The sequence below is a fragment of the Mycobacteriales bacterium genome, from assembly GCA_036497565.1.
Lineage (GTDB): Bacteria > Actinomycetota > Actinomycetes > Mycobacteriales > QHCD01 > DASXJE01.
The window spans coordinates 1-15,353 of sequence record DASXJE010000091.1 but is presented as its reverse complement, the minus strand read 5'-3'; the positions used below and the strand labels follow the sequence as shown (position 1 = coordinate 15,353).

16 protein-coding genes and 2 tRNA genes are annotated in these 15,353 nt (G+C 68.0%); 11 read left to right on the top strand and 7 right to left on the bottom strand.

Annotation, left to right across the window (positions count from 1 at the left end):
• Positions 1-2 precede the first annotated feature (2 nt).
• Positions 3-884, bottom strand: a complete 882-nt coding sequence (locus tag VGH85_08255) for a phytanoyl-CoA dioxygenase family protein (protein HEY2173788.1) — start codon at positions 882-884, stop codon at positions 3-5.
• Between the two features lie 93 nt (positions 885-977).
• Here VGH85_08255 and VGH85_08250 point away from each other — a divergent pair, with 93 nt between their 5' ends.
• Positions 978-1,844: a helix-turn-helix domain-containing protein gene (locus VGH85_08250; protein HEY2173787.1), complete on the top strand. Its 867-nt coding sequence runs from the start codon at positions 978-980 to the stop codon at positions 1,842-1,844.
• An 84-nt stretch (positions 1,845-1,928) separates the two neighbouring features.
• The gene (locus VGH85_08245; protein HEY2173786.1) at positions 1,929-2,690 is read left to right on the top strand and encodes a FadR/GntR family transcriptional regulator; all 762 of its coding nucleotides are present in this window, start codon (positions 1,929-1,931) and stop codon (positions 2,688-2,690) included.
• Between the two features lie 21 nt (positions 2,691-2,711).
• Here VGH85_08245 and VGH85_08240 read toward each other — a convergent pair whose 3' ends face one another.
• Positions 2,712-2,972 carry a hypothetical protein gene (locus VGH85_08240; protein ID HEY2173785.1) on the bottom strand — a complete coding sequence of 87 codons (261 nt, stop codon included), beginning with the start codon at positions 2,970-2,972 and terminating at the stop codon, positions 2,712-2,714.
• A 140-nt stretch (positions 2,973-3,112) separates the two neighbouring features.
• Between VGH85_08240 and VGH85_08235 the strand changes: the two genes are divergently transcribed.
• The 3 genes from VGH85_08235 (at position 3,113) to VGH85_08225 (ending at position 3,752) form a co-directional block, all read left to right on the top strand.
• Positions 3,113-3,185: transfer RNA gene (locus VGH85_08235), tRNA-Asn, on the top strand.
• Positions 3,186-3,215: 30 nt separating this feature from the next.
• Positions 3,216-3,289, top strand: a tRNA-Ile gene (locus VGH85_08230).
• Positions 3,290-3,479: 190 nt separating this feature from the next.
• The gene (locus VGH85_08225; protein HEY2173784.1) at positions 3,480-3,752 is read left to right on the top strand and encodes a hypothetical protein; all 273 of its coding nucleotides are present in this window, start codon (positions 3,480-3,482) and stop codon (positions 3,750-3,752) included.
• 82 nt (positions 3,753-3,834) lie between these two features.
• Here the strand turns inward: VGH85_08225 and VGH85_08220 are convergent, their stop codons facing one another.
• Positions 3,835-4,953 carry a phosphotransferase gene (locus tag VGH85_08220; GenBank protein ID HEY2173783.1) on the bottom strand — a complete coding sequence of 373 codons (1,119 nt, stop codon included), beginning with the start codon at positions 4,951-4,953 and terminating at the stop codon, positions 3,835-3,837.
• 382 nt (positions 4,954-5,335) lie between these two features.
• Between VGH85_08220 and ftsH the strand changes: the two genes are divergently transcribed.
• Complete coding sequence (ftsH, locus tag VGH85_08215; GenBank protein ID HEY2173782.1) at positions 5,336-7,261, top strand: ATP-dependent zinc metalloprotease FtsH; 1,926 nt, start codon at positions 5,336-5,338, stop codon at positions 7,259-7,261.
• Positions 7,262-7,273: 12 nt separating this feature from the next.
• On the top strand, positions 7,274-7,840 hold the full coding sequence (locus VGH85_08210) for a DUF2891 family protein (protein ID HEY2173781.1): 567 nt from the start codon (positions 7,274-7,276) through the stop codon (positions 7,838-7,840).
• Between the two features lie 15 nt (positions 7,841-7,855).
• Here the strand turns inward: VGH85_08210 and VGH85_08205 are convergent, their stop codons facing one another.
• From VGH85_08205 to VGH85_08190, 4 genes are read right to left on the bottom strand one after another with little or no spacing between them, the layout of a single operon-like run.
• Positions 7,856-8,335 carry a VOC family protein gene (locus VGH85_08205; GenBank protein ID HEY2173780.1) on the bottom strand — a complete coding sequence of 160 codons (480 nt, stop codon included), beginning with the start codon at positions 8,333-8,335 and terminating at the stop codon, positions 7,856-7,858.
• Complete coding sequence (locus VGH85_08200; protein ID HEY2173779.1) at positions 8,332-8,790, bottom strand: hypothetical protein; 459 nt, start codon at positions 8,788-8,790, stop codon at positions 8,332-8,334. Before VGH85_08200 ends, VGH85_08205 begins: the two co-directional genes overlap by 4 nt.
• 20 nt (positions 8,791-8,810) lie before the next feature.
• A complete protein-coding gene (locus tag VGH85_08195) occupies positions 8,811-9,035 on the bottom strand; it encodes a hypothetical protein (GenBank protein HEY2173778.1) in 225 nt (74 codons plus the stop codon).
• A 38-nt stretch (positions 9,036-9,073) separates the two neighbouring features.
• Complete coding sequence (locus VGH85_08190; protein ID HEY2173777.1) at positions 9,074-9,481, bottom strand: ATP-binding protein; 408 nt, start codon at positions 9,479-9,481, stop codon at positions 9,074-9,076.
• A 211-nt stretch (positions 9,482-9,692) separates the two neighbouring features.
• Between VGH85_08190 and VGH85_08185 the strand changes: the two genes are divergently transcribed.
• From VGH85_08185 to VGH85_08170, 4 genes are all read left to right on the top strand, one after another.
• The gene (locus VGH85_08185) at positions 9,693-10,637 is read left to right on the top strand and encodes an ABC transporter ATP-binding protein (GenBank protein HEY2173776.1); all 945 of its coding nucleotides are present in this window, start codon (positions 9,693-9,695) and stop codon (positions 10,635-10,637) included.
• Positions 10,634-11,992 carry an ABC transporter permease gene (locus VGH85_08180; GenBank protein HEY2173775.1) on the top strand — a complete coding sequence of 453 codons (1,359 nt, stop codon included), beginning with the start codon at positions 10,634-10,636 and terminating at the stop codon, positions 11,990-11,992. Before VGH85_08185 ends, VGH85_08180 begins: the two co-directional genes overlap by 4 nt.
• An 84-nt stretch (positions 11,993-12,076) precedes the next feature.
• Complete coding sequence (locus VGH85_08175) at positions 12,077-14,755, top strand: phosphoesterase (GenBank protein ID HEY2173774.1); 2,679 nt, start codon at positions 12,077-12,079, stop codon at positions 14,753-14,755.
• Positions 14,756-14,903: 148 nt separating this feature from the next.
• A partial coding sequence (locus tag VGH85_08170; GenBank protein ID HEY2173773.1) for an LLM class flavin-dependent oxidoreductase occupies positions 14,904-15,353 on the top strand: 450 nt, incomplete at its 3' end.

Genomic DNA, 15,353 nt, shown 5'->3' with positions numbered 1-15,353 from the left:
CCTCAGCGGTCGCAGCCGCCGTCCCGGTCCTTGCGCAGGTGCGGACGCTTGACGTCGTCGACGCCCTTGTAGGCGTAGGGATCGCGGCCGGCGACGAGCACGACGTCGCGGTAGTCGGCTTTGGCCATGTGGATGTCCTGCGGCGGACGCGCCCAGGGCAGCAGCGACTCAGCGCTCATGTAGTGGTTGGCCAACGCCCGCCGGTAGCCGTGCCGGCCGCTGTTGGGCATCGACTTGTGCAGCAGGTAGCCGTTGAAGATCAGGGCCGAGCCGGCCTTCATCTCCACCGGTACGGCGTCCTCGTCGCTGTAGGGAAAGTCGTAGGACATGATCGAGCAGTCGTAGCGCGGGTCGTCGTGCTCCCGGTCGGGGTAGATGATGCCGGGGCGGTGTGAGCCGGGCAGCACCCACAGGCAGCCGTTCTCGATCGTCGCGTCGTCCAGCGCGATCCACGCGGCGGTGATCGAGCGGTCGCGGCTGGGGATGAAGTACTCGTCCTGGTGCCAGGCCTGGCCGGGCTTGCCCTCGGACTTGATGAAGAGCATCGACTGCATCGCCTTGACGTTCGGCCCGATGACCTGCGTCAGGGCGTCGACGATCACCGGGTGCGACAGCGCGTCGTGCATCACCGGGGAGACCTTGTGCGGGAAGTGCACGCACAGGTGCCGGCGCAGGACGTCGTCGTCGGACTCGCCCGGGCGGGCCGGCTCCGAGCCGGAGATCGCGCCGAGCTCCCCACGGCAGATCCGCACCGTCTCGGCCAGGATCTCGTCGATCTCGGCCTGCGACAGTGCCTGCTCGAGAACGACGTAACCGTTGTCGGCGTAGTTCTGCGCGAGCGTGTGGTCGGGGGAGCCGACGGTGGTCGGCGTGGTCGTGGTCATCGCATCCCTCGGGATCGGCGGGTCACTGCCGTCGACCATGCCTCGGCGGCGGCCCCTGGGCAATGGACCGACGGTGCGCAAAGATGTCTGATCATGACCTCCGGACCGGCCGCGTACCCCCAGGTCGCCGCCCGTCGGCCGGCCGTCGCGGAGTATCCGGCGGGCGCGACGTTCGGGCCGCGGCGCCTCGACGACTTCGAGTTCGTCTGGATGCTGCGCGGCGCGGCGACCTGGAACGCCGACGACGGCCGTTCGGTGTCGCTGCGGCCGGGCGTCCTGCTGCTGGTGGGTCCGGGTACACGGGACCGCTACGCGTGGGATCCGGCCGGCCCCTGCCGGCACGCCTACGTCCATTTCCGGGTCGACGCCGACGCAGACCCGACCGGCTGGCCGGTGTCCCGCCGCGCCGACCCCGACGGGCCGCTGCCCGGGCTGCTCGCCTACCTGCTCTGGCTCGGCAGCCGGGCGCCGGGCGGCTGGCAGCGTCGGGTGGACGACGTCCTGGGCCTGCTGCTCGCGACCTACGTCGACGGTCCGCTGCCGGAGCCGGATCCGCCGCTGTCGGCGGCGCTCGGCGCCGTCGTCGACCACGTCCGGACGGTGTGGGGCGACGGGCGGCTGCGGCAGGTCTCGCTGGGCGAGTTGGCGGCTGCCGCATCCGTCTCCACCGGCTACCTCGCCCGGAGCTTCCGGCGGCAGTACGGCGTGGGTCCGGTGACCGCGTTCGAACGGCTGCGACTGGCCCGCGCGGCGTCGATGCTGCTGCGCAGCAACTATCCGATCACCGTGATCGCCGACGCCTGCGGCTTCGCCGACCAGTACCACTTCAGCCGGCGGTTCTCGGCCGCGTACCGGATCCCGCCAAGCCATTACCGCAGGCTCGGATCGGGCGCCGACGCCGACGCCGTACTCGCCGACGGGCGGTTGTTGCGGCTGGCCGATCAGGTGTGGCCGCGCTGATCAGATCGACGGAATTCAGCTCTACATCAGACGTATGACCTCCGGTACAGTGTGCCGACCCGAACCCACCCATGGGGGGCCGCGATGGCGAAAACGACCGCAGCGGAGCAGGATTCCGCCGCCGTGCCGCCGCCGCGCTACCACATCGAGCGGCCGGCCCGGCTCGGCTCGGCGGTGGTCTCCGTGCTGATCGACCGGATCGCGGGCGGGGAATTCCCGGCGGGTTCGGTCCTGCCGCCGGAGCCCGAACTGGCCGCCGAATTCGGCGTGAGCCGCACGGTGGTGCGGGAGGCGCTCAAGGGGATCGAGGAGAGAGGCCTCGCGCGGATCCAGCAGGGCAAGGGGACATCCGTGCTGGGCGTCGAGTCGTGGGACGTTCTCGACGACCAGGTGCTCGGCGCGCTGCTCGGGCACGACACCGGCTTCTCCGTGCTCGGCGACCTGGTCGACGTACGGGCGGCATTGGAGTCGGCGATGGCCGCGCTCGCCGCGCAGCGGATCACCGACGACCAGTTGCGCGAGTTGAGATCGATCATCGTGCTGATGGACGAGGCCTACGAACACCCCGCCGACTACCGCAGGATCGAGCAGGGCTTCCACTGTCTGATCATGGAGGCGTCCGGCAACGTCGTCGGTCGCGCGATCATCACGTCGATCGTCCGGCACATGCAGTTCGGCGACCACCCGTGGACCCACGCCATGCCCAGGAGCGTCAACCTCGACGTCGCGCATGCCGGCCACCACGAGATCCACCGGCAGATCGCCCGACGCGATCCGGCCGGGACGGCGCGGGCGATGCGGGAGCACATCCGCACCTGCTGGTCCTGGGTGCCGGAGCGGCCCTGAGGGACGCCCCGGTCCGTGGTGTCAGCCCGCGGTCGGGGTCTGGCCGTTGCCGCCCGGATGGCTCGGTCCCTGGCCCGAACGGCCGGGTACGGGGATGCGGCGGCGGGCCTCCTCGGCGACCGAGCCGGCCTGGGCGCGCAGCACCCCGGCGGCGCTCTGCGCGGTCTGGCTGCCCTTGACCCGTGCCGCCGCCCGGGTGATCGCCTCGTAACGCTGGCGGCCCGCCCGGGCGCCCAACACGTACCCGGCGGCAAAACCGACGAAGAACATCACTTTCCGCATGGTCGGCCCCTTGGTCGTCTTCGGTCCACCGATCGTAGTGCCGGCGGGGCCAGCGTAGTGAAGATCGGCTCGGCCGTCGTAGGGTCGGGGCAGGCCGTGAGGTAGTCTACGGAGCCGTTGCGGTTGCGGCCGTGCGTCTTTCCCCCGTAGCTCAATTGGCAGAGCATGCGACTGTTAATCGCAGGGTTGTTGGTTCGAGTCCAACCGGGGGAGCATCCCGAGCCGGCCACCCGGACAGACCAAGGGGCGGTAGCTCAGCCGGTCAGAGCAGCGGACTCATAATCCGTCGGTCGTGGGTTCGAGCCCCACCCGCCCCACTCGTTGTTTCGCAGGTCAGCGGCATGGTCACACGCCTACAGAGTGCAACCCGCGGACTTCCCGCGCGGCCCAGTCCGCGCCGAGTCCGCACTTGGACCCGGTCGAGCCGCCGCGGCGATCGCTGCCTAGCAACCTGGGAGTTTCGCTTCGGACCCGCATCCAGACGGCGCGATTGAACGGAGGCCACACATGAGCGCATCAGAGGCTTACCTAAGCAGAGTCGAGGCGCAGCGCTGGCAAGTGCGTCGGGCTCGTGAGCATCTCGATCAGGCGGAGGCCGACTTTCATGTGGCGGCGGACGCTTGGGACGAGGCAGGGCACCCGCAGGACGGCGAGTTGCTTTACGCCTATAAGCGCGCGGCCGTCTGGCTCTCACATGTCGCGGCGACCCATCTCAGTGCTGTGGACAGTCAAGACCGCATGCTGGCACGGTTGTTCACCTCTGATGAGGGCGTCGGCTAGTCCGTATGACACCAGCCTGTTTACCGCTTGCGTCCACGTGCGTAGTAGATGGCTGCGACGCAGAGCGCGAGCAGCGCGCGACTCAGCCTTGCAACGACGCGATCGCCCGGGCAGCTAGTCGTTCGGCGTGCTCGGGGCGCGCGAGCCAGCCGATCCACCCCTCGTCCATCGTCGGGGTGAGCCCGTTGCGCGCCGACTGCCGGTAGTCGAGGCACGCCAGCCACAGCGGTCGCATGGCCAGTACGCCGGGCAGCCGCTCGAACTCCTCACCGGTGAGCTGAACGTGCTCGCGATACCCGCGCGCGGCAGCGTCGATACCCTCCCCATCGCCCTCCCCGGCGGTCGTCAGCAGCCAGGCGAGGGCGGGCAGGCGGGGTCCGCGCCCGGACCCTGCCCAGCCGACGATGGCGAGGTTGCCCGGACTGCCGACGGCCGCCCATGCGTGGTAGTTCCCGTGGGTGAACGCCTCGGGCAGGCCTTCCGCGTCGTCGGCGTGCTCGACCTTGTCGCGGAGCCACTCGAACATCTCGCGACCCTCGGGAGCGACGGCGTCCTCGACGCTCACCAGAAAGCTCATCGCCGCCGCGAGATCCTGCTTCGGTCGTCCCGCGAAGTAGGCGCCGTCGTGCTCCTCCGACCCTCCGTCCCGCGCGACCGCACCACCGGCCGCCGGCAGTTTGTGCAGGCGGCCGAGCAGGCTCGCCAGCTCGTGGAGCACCGCCGGCGACTGGGTCGGGCGTCCGCCCTCGACGTACTCGGTCACGATCACGCCGCTGCCCTCGAGCACCGACACGGGACTGTCGTGCGCGGGCCGTTCGGCGGGGAAGCCCTGTAAGGCCAGGAACCGCAGGATCTCCGCATCGCCCTCGACGCGGCCGACCGTGTCCGCTGCCGACGAGAAGACTCGAGCGATCCAGGGCGAGCCGTCCTCTCGCTTGACGACCAGCGTCCAGGGGTAGTGGCCGACCCAGGACCCGCGTGGCCGCGTCTCCGGGTCGTCGTCGATGGGCGCGATCGAGGTGATGCTAATGCCGTATCGCGTCTCGAGGTGCGCTCTCAGTTCCGCGAACTCGACGGGGCGAGTCCGAGCAAACGGCGACGTGCGGCCCTTCTCCAGCGCGGCGCGGGCCTCGGTGTACCGCAATCCGGTCGCTTGTGCCCGCTGACGCACTGCGCGCTTGAAACTGCCCTCTTTGGTCATGACAAGCCTCCTCGACGTGCCCCATTCCCCCAGCGAAGCGGCACTCGAAGCAGGCCTGGATGGCAGCAGCCTTGAGAGCAGGATTCCCTTCGCCTTCTCGAGGGCTCGGCTGGGGCAGGTCCTCAGGAGGCTGGGCGTCGGCAACGCCGTGCATCGATCGTGCCGAGGCTGGGCGGCCGTGTCAACGGCAACGGAGGTGCAACGGCGACCGCCAGCCCTGATCACTCGCCGCCGTGGAGGCGTGACCGAGCGTCCGCTGTACACGTGGGCCCTCTCCGGCAAGAAGGGGGAATGCAACCATGCTCCGGTATACGCTCCGTTCCCAGGGGGCGCCTCCGAGCCGCGCCGCTGAGAGTCACGTCGGGGCGAGGGGTGCGTCATCATGAGCCGCTCTGCAACACCGGGCGCACCACGCGACACCCCACCGAAGCCCGCTCCGCCCCCACCGCCGGGGTGGCGCCGTTGGCTGCTGCCGATCGGGTTGTTCATCACGGCGTTGCTGCTGTTGATACCGGCCATGTCCCGCGGCACCACACCGCAAGAGCTCACCTACAGCAATCTTCTCGACCGTGTGAACGCCAACCATGTCACCTCGGTCACCATCGACAATCACGGCGCCGTCACCGGAACGCTGAGCGGCGGTAAGCAGTTCACCAGCCAGATTCCGACGAGTCTGACGACCGGGACGAACGATCTGCAGAGTGCGTTGCTCACCCACCACGTGAAGATCACCGGCACACAGAAGAGCGACTCTTCCGTGCTCGGCATCCTGCTCAGTTTCCTGCCGCTGCTGCTCATCCTCGGACTGTTCGTCTGGTCCGGTCGCGCCGCTCGTCGTTCGTTTGCCGGGGGGATCGGCGGCGTCGGTCGCTCACGCGCGAAGATCTCCGACGTAGAGCGCCCGAAGACCCGCTTCGCCGATGTCGCCGGATACGAGGGCGCGAAGGAGGAGATCACCGAAGTCGTCGACTTCCTCCGTGCTCCGGACAGATACACAAAGGTCGGCGCGGTCGGCCCGCGCGGGGTGCTCATGGTGGGTCCGCCGGGAACCGGTAAGACGTTGCTGGCCCGCGCGGTCGCGGGCGAGGCCGATGTCCCCTTCCTCTCGATCACCGGGTCAGGCTTCGTCGAACTCTTTGTCGGCGTCGGGGCATCTCGAGTGCGGGACCTGTTCGCCGAGGCACGCAAGCGCGCGCCGTCGATCATCTTCATCGACGAGATCGATTCGATCGGTGGCCGGCGCGGCGGTCGCGGCAGTTTCGGTGGCAACGACGAGCGCGAGCAGACGCTCAACCAGCTGCTGGGCGAGATGGACGGATTCGACGACGAGGCCGATGTCGTCGTGCTCGCCGCCACCAACCGGCCCGAGACGCTCGACTCTGCTCTGCTCCGGCCGGGTCGCTTCGACCGGCAGGTCGTGGTGCCCCTTCCGACCCAGCGGGAGCGAGCCGCGATCCTGGCGGTCCATGCCCGCGACAAGCAGCTCGCGCCCGACGTCGATCTCGACCGCGTTGCCCGGGCGACGCCCGGATTTTCCGGCGCCGATCTGGCCAACCTGCTCAACGAAGCGGCCATCAACGCCGTCCGGGCCAACCGTGCCGTGATAAGCGCGGCCGACCTGGATGCGGCCCGCGACCGGGCGCTGCTCGGCCGACGCGACGCATCCAACGCCTTGCTGCCCGAGGAACGGAGATCCGTGGCGGTGCACGAAGCCGGTCATGCGATGGTCGCGGCGCTGTCACCGAATGCCGACCCCGTGGCCAAAGTGACCATTCTCCCGGCAGGCATGGCTCTCGGCGTCACCGAGCAGCTACCCGAGGCCGAGCGCCACCTGTATACCGAGAACTACCTGACAGACGCGCTAGCAGTGAAGTTGGGTGGTCGCGCGGCCGAGCTGATCGTGCTCGGGCAGGGCTCGACCGGCGCTGCCAACGACCTTCTCGGAGCTACCCAACTCGCTACCCGAATGGTCGTCGAGTTCGGCCTCTCCACGCAGCTCGGCCCCGTGAGTTACTCCGATCCATCAGCTTCCGCGGGCTCCGGGCAAGAGATACTCGGCCATCCCTACTCCGAGGGCACGCAGCGCGTCATCGACCAGGAGGTCGCGCGCCTGGTTCGAGAAGCCGAGCAGACCGCGCTCACGTTGCTTCAGACCCACCGTGCGGCGCTCGATCGCCTCGCGGATCTCCTGCTTGTCGAGGAGACGGTGGACGGCAGCGTCGTGCTGGCCACCCTGCGCGACCCCGATACGACTCCGCAGGCCGATGGGGCGACCGACGCTCGGGCCGGAGCAGAACGACTCACGTGAGATTCTGTCCCGGTGAGCGCTGCGGGCTGGGATGACGAACGCCGTCAGCTGCTGACGGCCGGCGCCGGTGACCTGGCCGGGGTCGCGTTGGCGAACGTCGTACGCGAGTACCCGCGTTGCGAGTTTCACTGGCAAATCGAGGGCGAGCACATCCCTACACCGCGGCGGCTGCACCCGTCCTTCTACGGCAGTCTGGACTGGCATTCCTGTGTGGAGATGTTCTGGGTGCTGGTGCGCCTCCTGCGATGCCATCCCGACCTCGTACCGGGCGCCGAGATCCGTCGCACGCTCAACGAGCATTTGACCGCCCCGGCGCTGGCGGCCGAGGCCGCCCTTTTCACACCGGCGACCGTGACCGATCCGTCCGACGGGTTGATCGCCCATCTGCACGGGCTCAATCTGCACCGCGCCTGGTGCTGGCAACGCCTCGCGCTGGCCGTCCCCGCCGACGATGATCGGATCGTCGCCATGCTCAGCGCGACACGCGGACACACCCACGCCCCGCTCCTACAGAGCACCGACAGCGTCTACGGGGTTGAGCATTTTCTGGCCTACTACGCCCTCCGCCTGCTCAGCTGAACAGCGCTACGACCATCAGCCGGGGAGGTCCTCCGGGCGCTTCTCGGCGAGCTTGCCGTGCAGCAGTCCGGTGGACTGGCCGACCTCGATGAGGTATCCGTCCGGATCCCGTATGTAGCAGCGGGTCTCTGCGCCGCGGTCGATCGGTGGCGTGACGAATTCGGCGCCCTTGGCCTTCCACTCCTCGTAGCAGGCCTGGATGTCGGCGACCCGCAGGTTGAGGAAGATCGAGGTCGTATCGCCGGGCTGGTAGTCGACCACCGAGATACCTGGCTTGTCGGGAGTGGGCGGCCCGCCGGGGTTCATGATGATCCACGAATTGGACAGTTTGACCATGCACGGATTCTCGGGCAGGACGACAGTGCCGCCCAGGATGCGCGAGTAGAAGTCCCGGGACCGCGCGACCTCGCGGACCGTGATGAACAACGTCACCACAATGCCCTCGTCGGGCGCGGGGAGATTGGCGTAGTCGATCCGGTCTGTGGGCTCTGTCATGATTCCTCCACTCCGGCATCGCGGGCCTCGATGGCCTTGATGGTATTTCCCAACTCCTTTCCCAAGATGCGCTTACCGAAGATCCCGACCAAGAACCCGAGCGCCCGTCCCTTGACTGTCTTACCCTCGCGCACGACGACGACATCCACGTCGGTCGCCCCGTTGGCCTGCTGCGTGATGGTGTAGGTGTGCCCCGAGGCGCCTCCCCACAGGTTGGAGTCGGTGGTCGTCATGGTGACGCGGTGGGGGTCGGACCAGTCGTAGTCAAGGCGTTCCCAGACGCCGCGCGAGCCCTCCGTGACGTCGGCGTGGCCGGGGCTCTGGTCATGCACCTTGAGGTATTCGTCGGTGCTGTTGCCGAAGAGCTTCGAGCGACCCGGGCCGAAGTCGGTGAGCCCGGCGACGAACTGCTCGGGCGTGGCGGTGGTCGACATATGGAGGCGAATCGTGGACATGGCGTGCTCCTTGGTTGGCCTCAGGCCGGGACGAGATCGGCGATCAGTTTGGCTAGCGCTGCCTCGGCGGTCATCTCGGCCGTGATGTAACTGGTCGCCCCACCTGCGGAGACGGTCCAGGCCGCCACGCCCCAACGGTATGGATCGACCGGATCCGAGGGGACGATGTCGATGTCCAGGTCGACGCTGCGTCGGTCGACCGCCTCGCGAGCCAGCGCCGCAACGTCGGCGTCAGAGAGAGTCACCCGTTCATTCCACCACCGTCGGCGCCTCCGCACCGACGTCATGCAGTTGTCGGGTCTGCCTCGTCGTCGGCGACACGGATCCAGATGGACTTGCCGATCGGGCGGCGGCGTACGCCCCACGAGGCGGCGAGGGCGTCGATGACCGGCATCCCCCGGCCGACCACGGCTGTGCGCGATGGTGGCCCCAGCACAGGTTCATCGGGATGATCATCGGCGACGCTGATCTGAACGCCCGACCACACCCGCTCGACCGTCAGAACGATCGGCGGCCGGCCATGGAGCACGGCATTGGTGACCAGCTCGGAGACCATCAGCACCGCCGAGTCACGCGAGGACTGGGTGCGGAAGGCCGAGCTGTCCCGGACGAAGTCACGCGCGCGGCCCGGTGCGTACGGCCCGCTCGGCAAGGCAAGGGTGAATGGTGTCTTGGCCAATGGCGTAGCCATGGCGACCTACCTCCTCGGGCCTATTGCCAAAGCCCGTAGGAGAGAGTTACCCGGTCGGGGTGGCCACCGAACATGAACTCCGCATGAATAGCGCCGCTGGCCTCGTCCGGCTCGCAGACGCTGGCCATCTTCCGTTCGATATACGTTCAAACGCCGCCCTTGTCAGAGTCATGTGCCTTCCCTATGTTCCCAAATGGTCGAAAGGAGGAGTATGGCGACAGCGGCGGCAGTCCGGGCCCGCGGGATCACGAAGTGTTTCGGCAATGTCGTCGCGCTCGACTGCATCGATCTCGACGTGGCACAGGGGCAGATCCATGGCCTGGTCGGGCCGAACGGCGCCGGGAAGACGACGTTGCTCGGCCTGCTGCTGGGTCTGGCCGTCCCCGACGAGGGCCGGGTCGAGCTTCTGGGAATGCCGGTCGGGCGGGCGCTGACGGTTCCCGACGGAGTCACCGGCTTCGTCGACGGGCCGGGCCTCTACCCCTACCTCACCGCGAGGCAGAACCTCGCCGCGCTGGCCGCTCTCCGCGGCCATGAGGCGCGCACAGCCGGTATTGACGAGGTGCTCGGTCAGGTCGGGCTCGCCGATGTCGCCAACGACCGGGTGCGCGCTTTCTCCCTCGGCATGCGCCAGCGGCTCGGGCTGGCCGCAGCGCTCCTGACCAAGCCGCGGCTACTGGTGCTCGACGAGCCGTCCAACGGTCTCGACCCCGCCGGCAAGAAGCACGTTCACGGTGTGCTCACCCGGCTCGCGGCGGACGGGACCGCCGTCGTGGTGTCCAGCCACCGGATGGACGACCTCGAGGCACTGTGCTCCGAGGTCACCATTCTGTCGACCGGACGGGTCGTCTTCTCCGGTCCGCTGAGCAAGCTGTCCGCCGAGAACGGCGAACTCGACTACCGGCTCCTCACCTCCGACCCGGACGCCGCCTGCCGACTGACTCTCAGCACGCCCGGCCTCCGCATCGTCGATGGCCGCGATGCCGCGGAGCGGCGGGCCGGATTCCTCGTGATACGCGCGGCGGTACCGGCCCTCGACGAACTGGTGGCGCGGCTCGTGCACGCCGGCGTCGCGGTGCGCGAGCTCGCGCCCGTGGTGTCTCCGCTCGAGGCGGCCTTCCTCGCTCTGACAGAGCAGGAAGAGGTCAGCCGATGACCGCCACCGTCACCGACGCCCGAGCAGCTGGTGCCCGCCGGGTCCCGGTGTCGCGCGGCTACCGCTTCGAGCTCGTCAAGCTGCTCTCCCAATGGCGCATACGCTTGTTGATCCTGGCCTGCTGGCTCGCGCCGGCAGTCTTCGTCGCACTGGTGAGCCAGCAGACATCCCTACCAGCTGACACCTTCTTTGGTCGCTGGATGCACGCCACAGGCTGGGCCGGGGCGCTGGTGATGCTCGGGTTTTCCGGTACCTGGACGCTCCCGCTGGTGACCTCGGTGGTCGCCGGCGACGTGTTCGCCACCGAGGATCGGCTCGGCACCTGGCGCCACCTATTGGTGGCGGTGCGGTCGTCTCGACGGATCTTCGTCGCCAAGGGATTTGCCAGCCTCAGCGTCATCCTGCTGCTCGTTGCCGGGCTGGCGGTTTCCAGCGCGGTGGGCGGGGTCGCGGCGATCGGCAACCAACCCCTGGTCGGCCTCGACGGCCACCTGCTGGCCCCGGCGGACGCCGTCGGGCGGGTCCTGCTCGCCTGGGTCTGCGTCCTCGCTCCGACGCTGGCCCTCGGTGCGATCGGCCTACTCGGCTCCATCGCGCTGCGGCGTTCCCCGATGGGGCTTCTGCTGCCGGCCTTCTTCGCCCTGGCGATGCAGCTTGCGCAGTTGCTGCCGCTGCCCGTCGCGGTACGGCTCGCACTGCCCGGCTACGCCTTCATCGCCTGGTACGGCCTGTTCACCAGCCCGGTCCAGGTGGGTCCTTTACTGATCGGCATCGGGGTCAGCCTGGTGTGGGCCGTCGCCGCGACAACGCTGGCCTACCTGCTGTTCGTACGCCGTGATTTCACCAGCGGCACCCACAACGGCCCGGGGCGCCGCGAGATCACCGTCGGAGTACTCCCGCTGGTCGGACTCCTCGGCATCACGATCGCGATCATTGCCGCTTCGACCGCAGGTACGAGCGCCGGAATTGAGCAGGGCAAGGTGCAGCGGTCGGTCGCCACAGCGTTCGCCCACCTCTACCGTCTGCAGGCCAGGCAGCTTCACCGTCCCGACGTCACCGAGGCGCAGCTGGCGGCTCGCGCGACGTGCAACAAGGGCGACGGCTTGGTCGCGCCCACCGGGCCGGGCAACGACTGGCGTTGCGTCGTCAGCTGGCATCTTCCGCACGTCGCGGGAGCCACTGGGTCCGCCATCTACCAGCTTGACGTCAAGCCGGACGGACGGTTCGTCGCCGACGGGGACGGACCGAAGGACGTCAACGGCTACTTCCAGGTACGGACCCCGACCGGGGACGAACCGAACCCTCTCTGGCAGTTCGACGCCGACGTCGACCTGCTCCCCACCGCGAAAGGATGACTGATGCAGGTAACACGCAACTATCGGCGTGACGAGAGGGTCCGTTCCAAACTTCTCGGTCCACGCCGCGGCCGTCGGATCCGCATGGCAACGGCCGTCGCCGGCGGTTGCGCACTCGTCGCCGTCGGTTCCGGCGTCGGCCTTGCCTCGACGCAAGAGTTCGGCACCGACCAGGTCGGCCAGACCACCGACAAGGGCGAGGTCATATCCAGCGACCAGTACCTCAAGTCGATCGGCACTCACCTCGTCGTCAACGATGGCAAGATCATGGCTTCCTCGGTCAGCCCGGACGGGAGCCACCTCGCAGCGCTGACCACCGATGGAGACTCCGCGCTCACCATCGTGGATCTCAAGAGCTGGAAGGTTCAGCAGCTCGTCGGGAACAACGCGGCGGACAACCTGAAGATCACCGGCAGCGACGTCGGCCAGGAGGGTCCGTCGTACTCGCCTGACGGTAAGACGCTGTGGATGCCGCGGACCGACGGCTACACCAAGTTCACGGTGAACTCCGACGGCACCCTCAGTAACCCGACCACTGTCTCGATACCGGCGGACGGGCCTAAGCACGCATTGTCGGCGCAGGCCGTGTTCTCCGCCGACGGCTCCACCGTGTACTCGGCCGTCAACGGCCAGAACCGCGTGATCGCGATCAACGCGGGGACCGGCGACATCCAGCAGAGCTGGGCCGTCGGGACCGCCCCGCGCGACATCGTCCGGGTCGGCGACAAGATCTACGTCACCAACGAGGGCGGGCGTCCGGCGAAGCCCGGCGAAACCACGATGAACTCGTACAACACCCAGGTGCCGGCCAACCCGGTCACCGGTTCCACGACCACCGGCACGGTCAGCGTCATCAACCTGGCGCGCCCGACCGCGGCGGCCAAGAGCATCGAGGTCGGCCTGCACCCGACCGCCCTATACGCCAAGAACGGCGCGGTGTTCGTCGCCAACACCAACAGCAACACGGTCTCCGTCATCGCCACCGCCAACGACAAGGTCGTCCAGTCCATCTCCACCCAGCCCTGGCCGGAGGCCAAGGTGGGTTACGAACCGGACGGGATCACCCTCACCAGCGACGGCCACTTGTTGGTGGCGCTCGGCCGGGCCAACGCCGTCGCCGTCTACCGTTACAGCAAGCCGCAGGAGCCGGTCAGCTATGTCGGTCTGCTGCCGACGGACTACTTCCCGGACGGGATTACGGCCTCCGGCAAGAATGTGCTGATCGCGAACACCCGCGGGATCGACGCCCGCCGTCCCACGACCGCTGCCGGGCACGGCACCCATGACACGACGTCGAGCCTGCAGAAATTCACGCTACCGAGCGACAACGTGATCAAGGCTGACACCGCCACGGTCTTCCAGCAGAACGGCTGGACCACAGACTCGGTCCTGTTCACCAAGGGCAAGAGCAAGGCGAAAGCCGTACCGGTTCCGCAGCGGATCGGAGAGCCCTCGACGATCAAACACGTCTTCCTGATCGTCAAGGAGAACCGCACCTACGACCAGGACTACGGCGACATCACAAGCGGCAACGGCGACCCGGCGCTTGCCCAGTTCGGTGAGAAGGTCACCCCGAACCAGCACGCGTTGGCCAAGCAGTTCGGGCTCTACGACAACACCTATGACGTCGGCACCAACTCCGCCGAGGGCCACAACTGGCTGATGCAGGCCGACAACCCGGAGTACACCGAATCCTCGGCCGGTGAGTACCTGCGCAGTTACGACACCGAGGACGACGCTCTCGGCCACCAGGCCTCCGGATTCATCTGGTCCGGCGCCCAGGCGGCTGGCAAGACCGTGCGCGACTTCGGCGAGTTCCAGCAGTTCCTGACCAAGCCGGCCGGCGCGACCTGGCAGAACCTCTACTGCGACGCCAAGACCATGGACGCGACCGGTCAGCCCACTGAGTACCCGCTGGTGTCGTCCTCACCGATCCCGTCGCTCAACGACGTGTCCGTGCACGGCTTCCCGAAGTTCGACACCTCGATCCCGGATCAGTACCGGTACGAGATCTGGAAGCAGGACTTCGAGAAGAACGGGCCGGCCAACCTGAACATGTTCTGGCTGTCGAGTGACCACACGGGCGGCCCGCTGAACCCGACGGCCCAGGTTGCCGACAACGACCTCGCGACCGGCAAGATCGTCGACAAAATCTCGCACAGCAAGTATTGGAAGGATTCGGCAATCTTCGTCGTCGAGGACGACAGCCAGGCCGGCCTCGACCACGTCGACGGCCATCGCGCTCCGATCCAGATCATCAGCCCCTGGGCCCAGCACGGTGTTGTCGACAACCACTACTACTCGCAGATCATGATGATCCGCACCATCGAGCAGATCCTCGGGATCCACCCGATGAACCAGAAGGACACCGCGGCCACTCCGATGACGGCGGCGTTCACCCAGAAGCCGAACGACGCGCCGTTCAACGCCGTGCCGAACCAGACCTCGCTGACGTTGGGTCTGACCGGCGGCGCGCCGTCCTGCGGTCTGGACAACGTCCCGGCGAAGGATGCCGCGGCCGAGCCGTCGACCACGGTGCCCGCGAGCCAGAAGCAGGTCGCGGCGCAGTGGCAGGAATGGAAGACGCACCAGCGTCTGACCGGAACGAGCGCTACACCCGACTACGCCGATCCCACGCAGATGAACCACCTCACGTGGTACGAGACGCACGGGTGGTCGAAGCCCTACCCGGGTGAGCACAAGATCTACTCGCCGAACCAGGTGCCGGGCGCCTACCTCCCGTCGGCGGACGGCGACAACTAAGAAAGTCGGATCGCAACAGCACGGGCCCTGGTCGACGTCACCGCCGACCGGGGCCCGTTCTGTGCGCCGGCAAGCGCCTTGACGCTCGATATGACGAGCCGGACGATGGGCAGATAAGCCATGCAGGGCTACGAATACGGGGCCATCGATGTCCGGGCTGCGCTTCTGTGCCTACCAGTACCAGAACCTCCCGCTGGAGACGCTCCGGGAGCGGTGGCTCGAGGCGGAGCAACGCGGGTTCGAGGTGGTGTGGAACTGCGACACCGTCGTGGAGCCCGATCGACCGACGCACATGATGTACGACGGCCCCGCGACGTTGACCCTGATGGGTGGAGCGACGACCCGCATCAGGGTCGGCACGCTGGTCTCGAGCCTGTACTTCCGGCATCCGGTGACCCTGGCCAAGGCCGCCATGACCGTGGATCGATTGACGGGTGGTCGGGTCGAGGTCGCGTTGGGCGTCGGCGATCCCTCGGCAGGTGCTGCCGCGGGCGGGATCACCTGGTCTGCGGGGGAGCGGGTGGCCCGGTTCGCGGAGTTCGTCGAACTCGTCGACTTGTTGCTCCGGCAAGAGACCACGACGTACCACGGCGCCTTC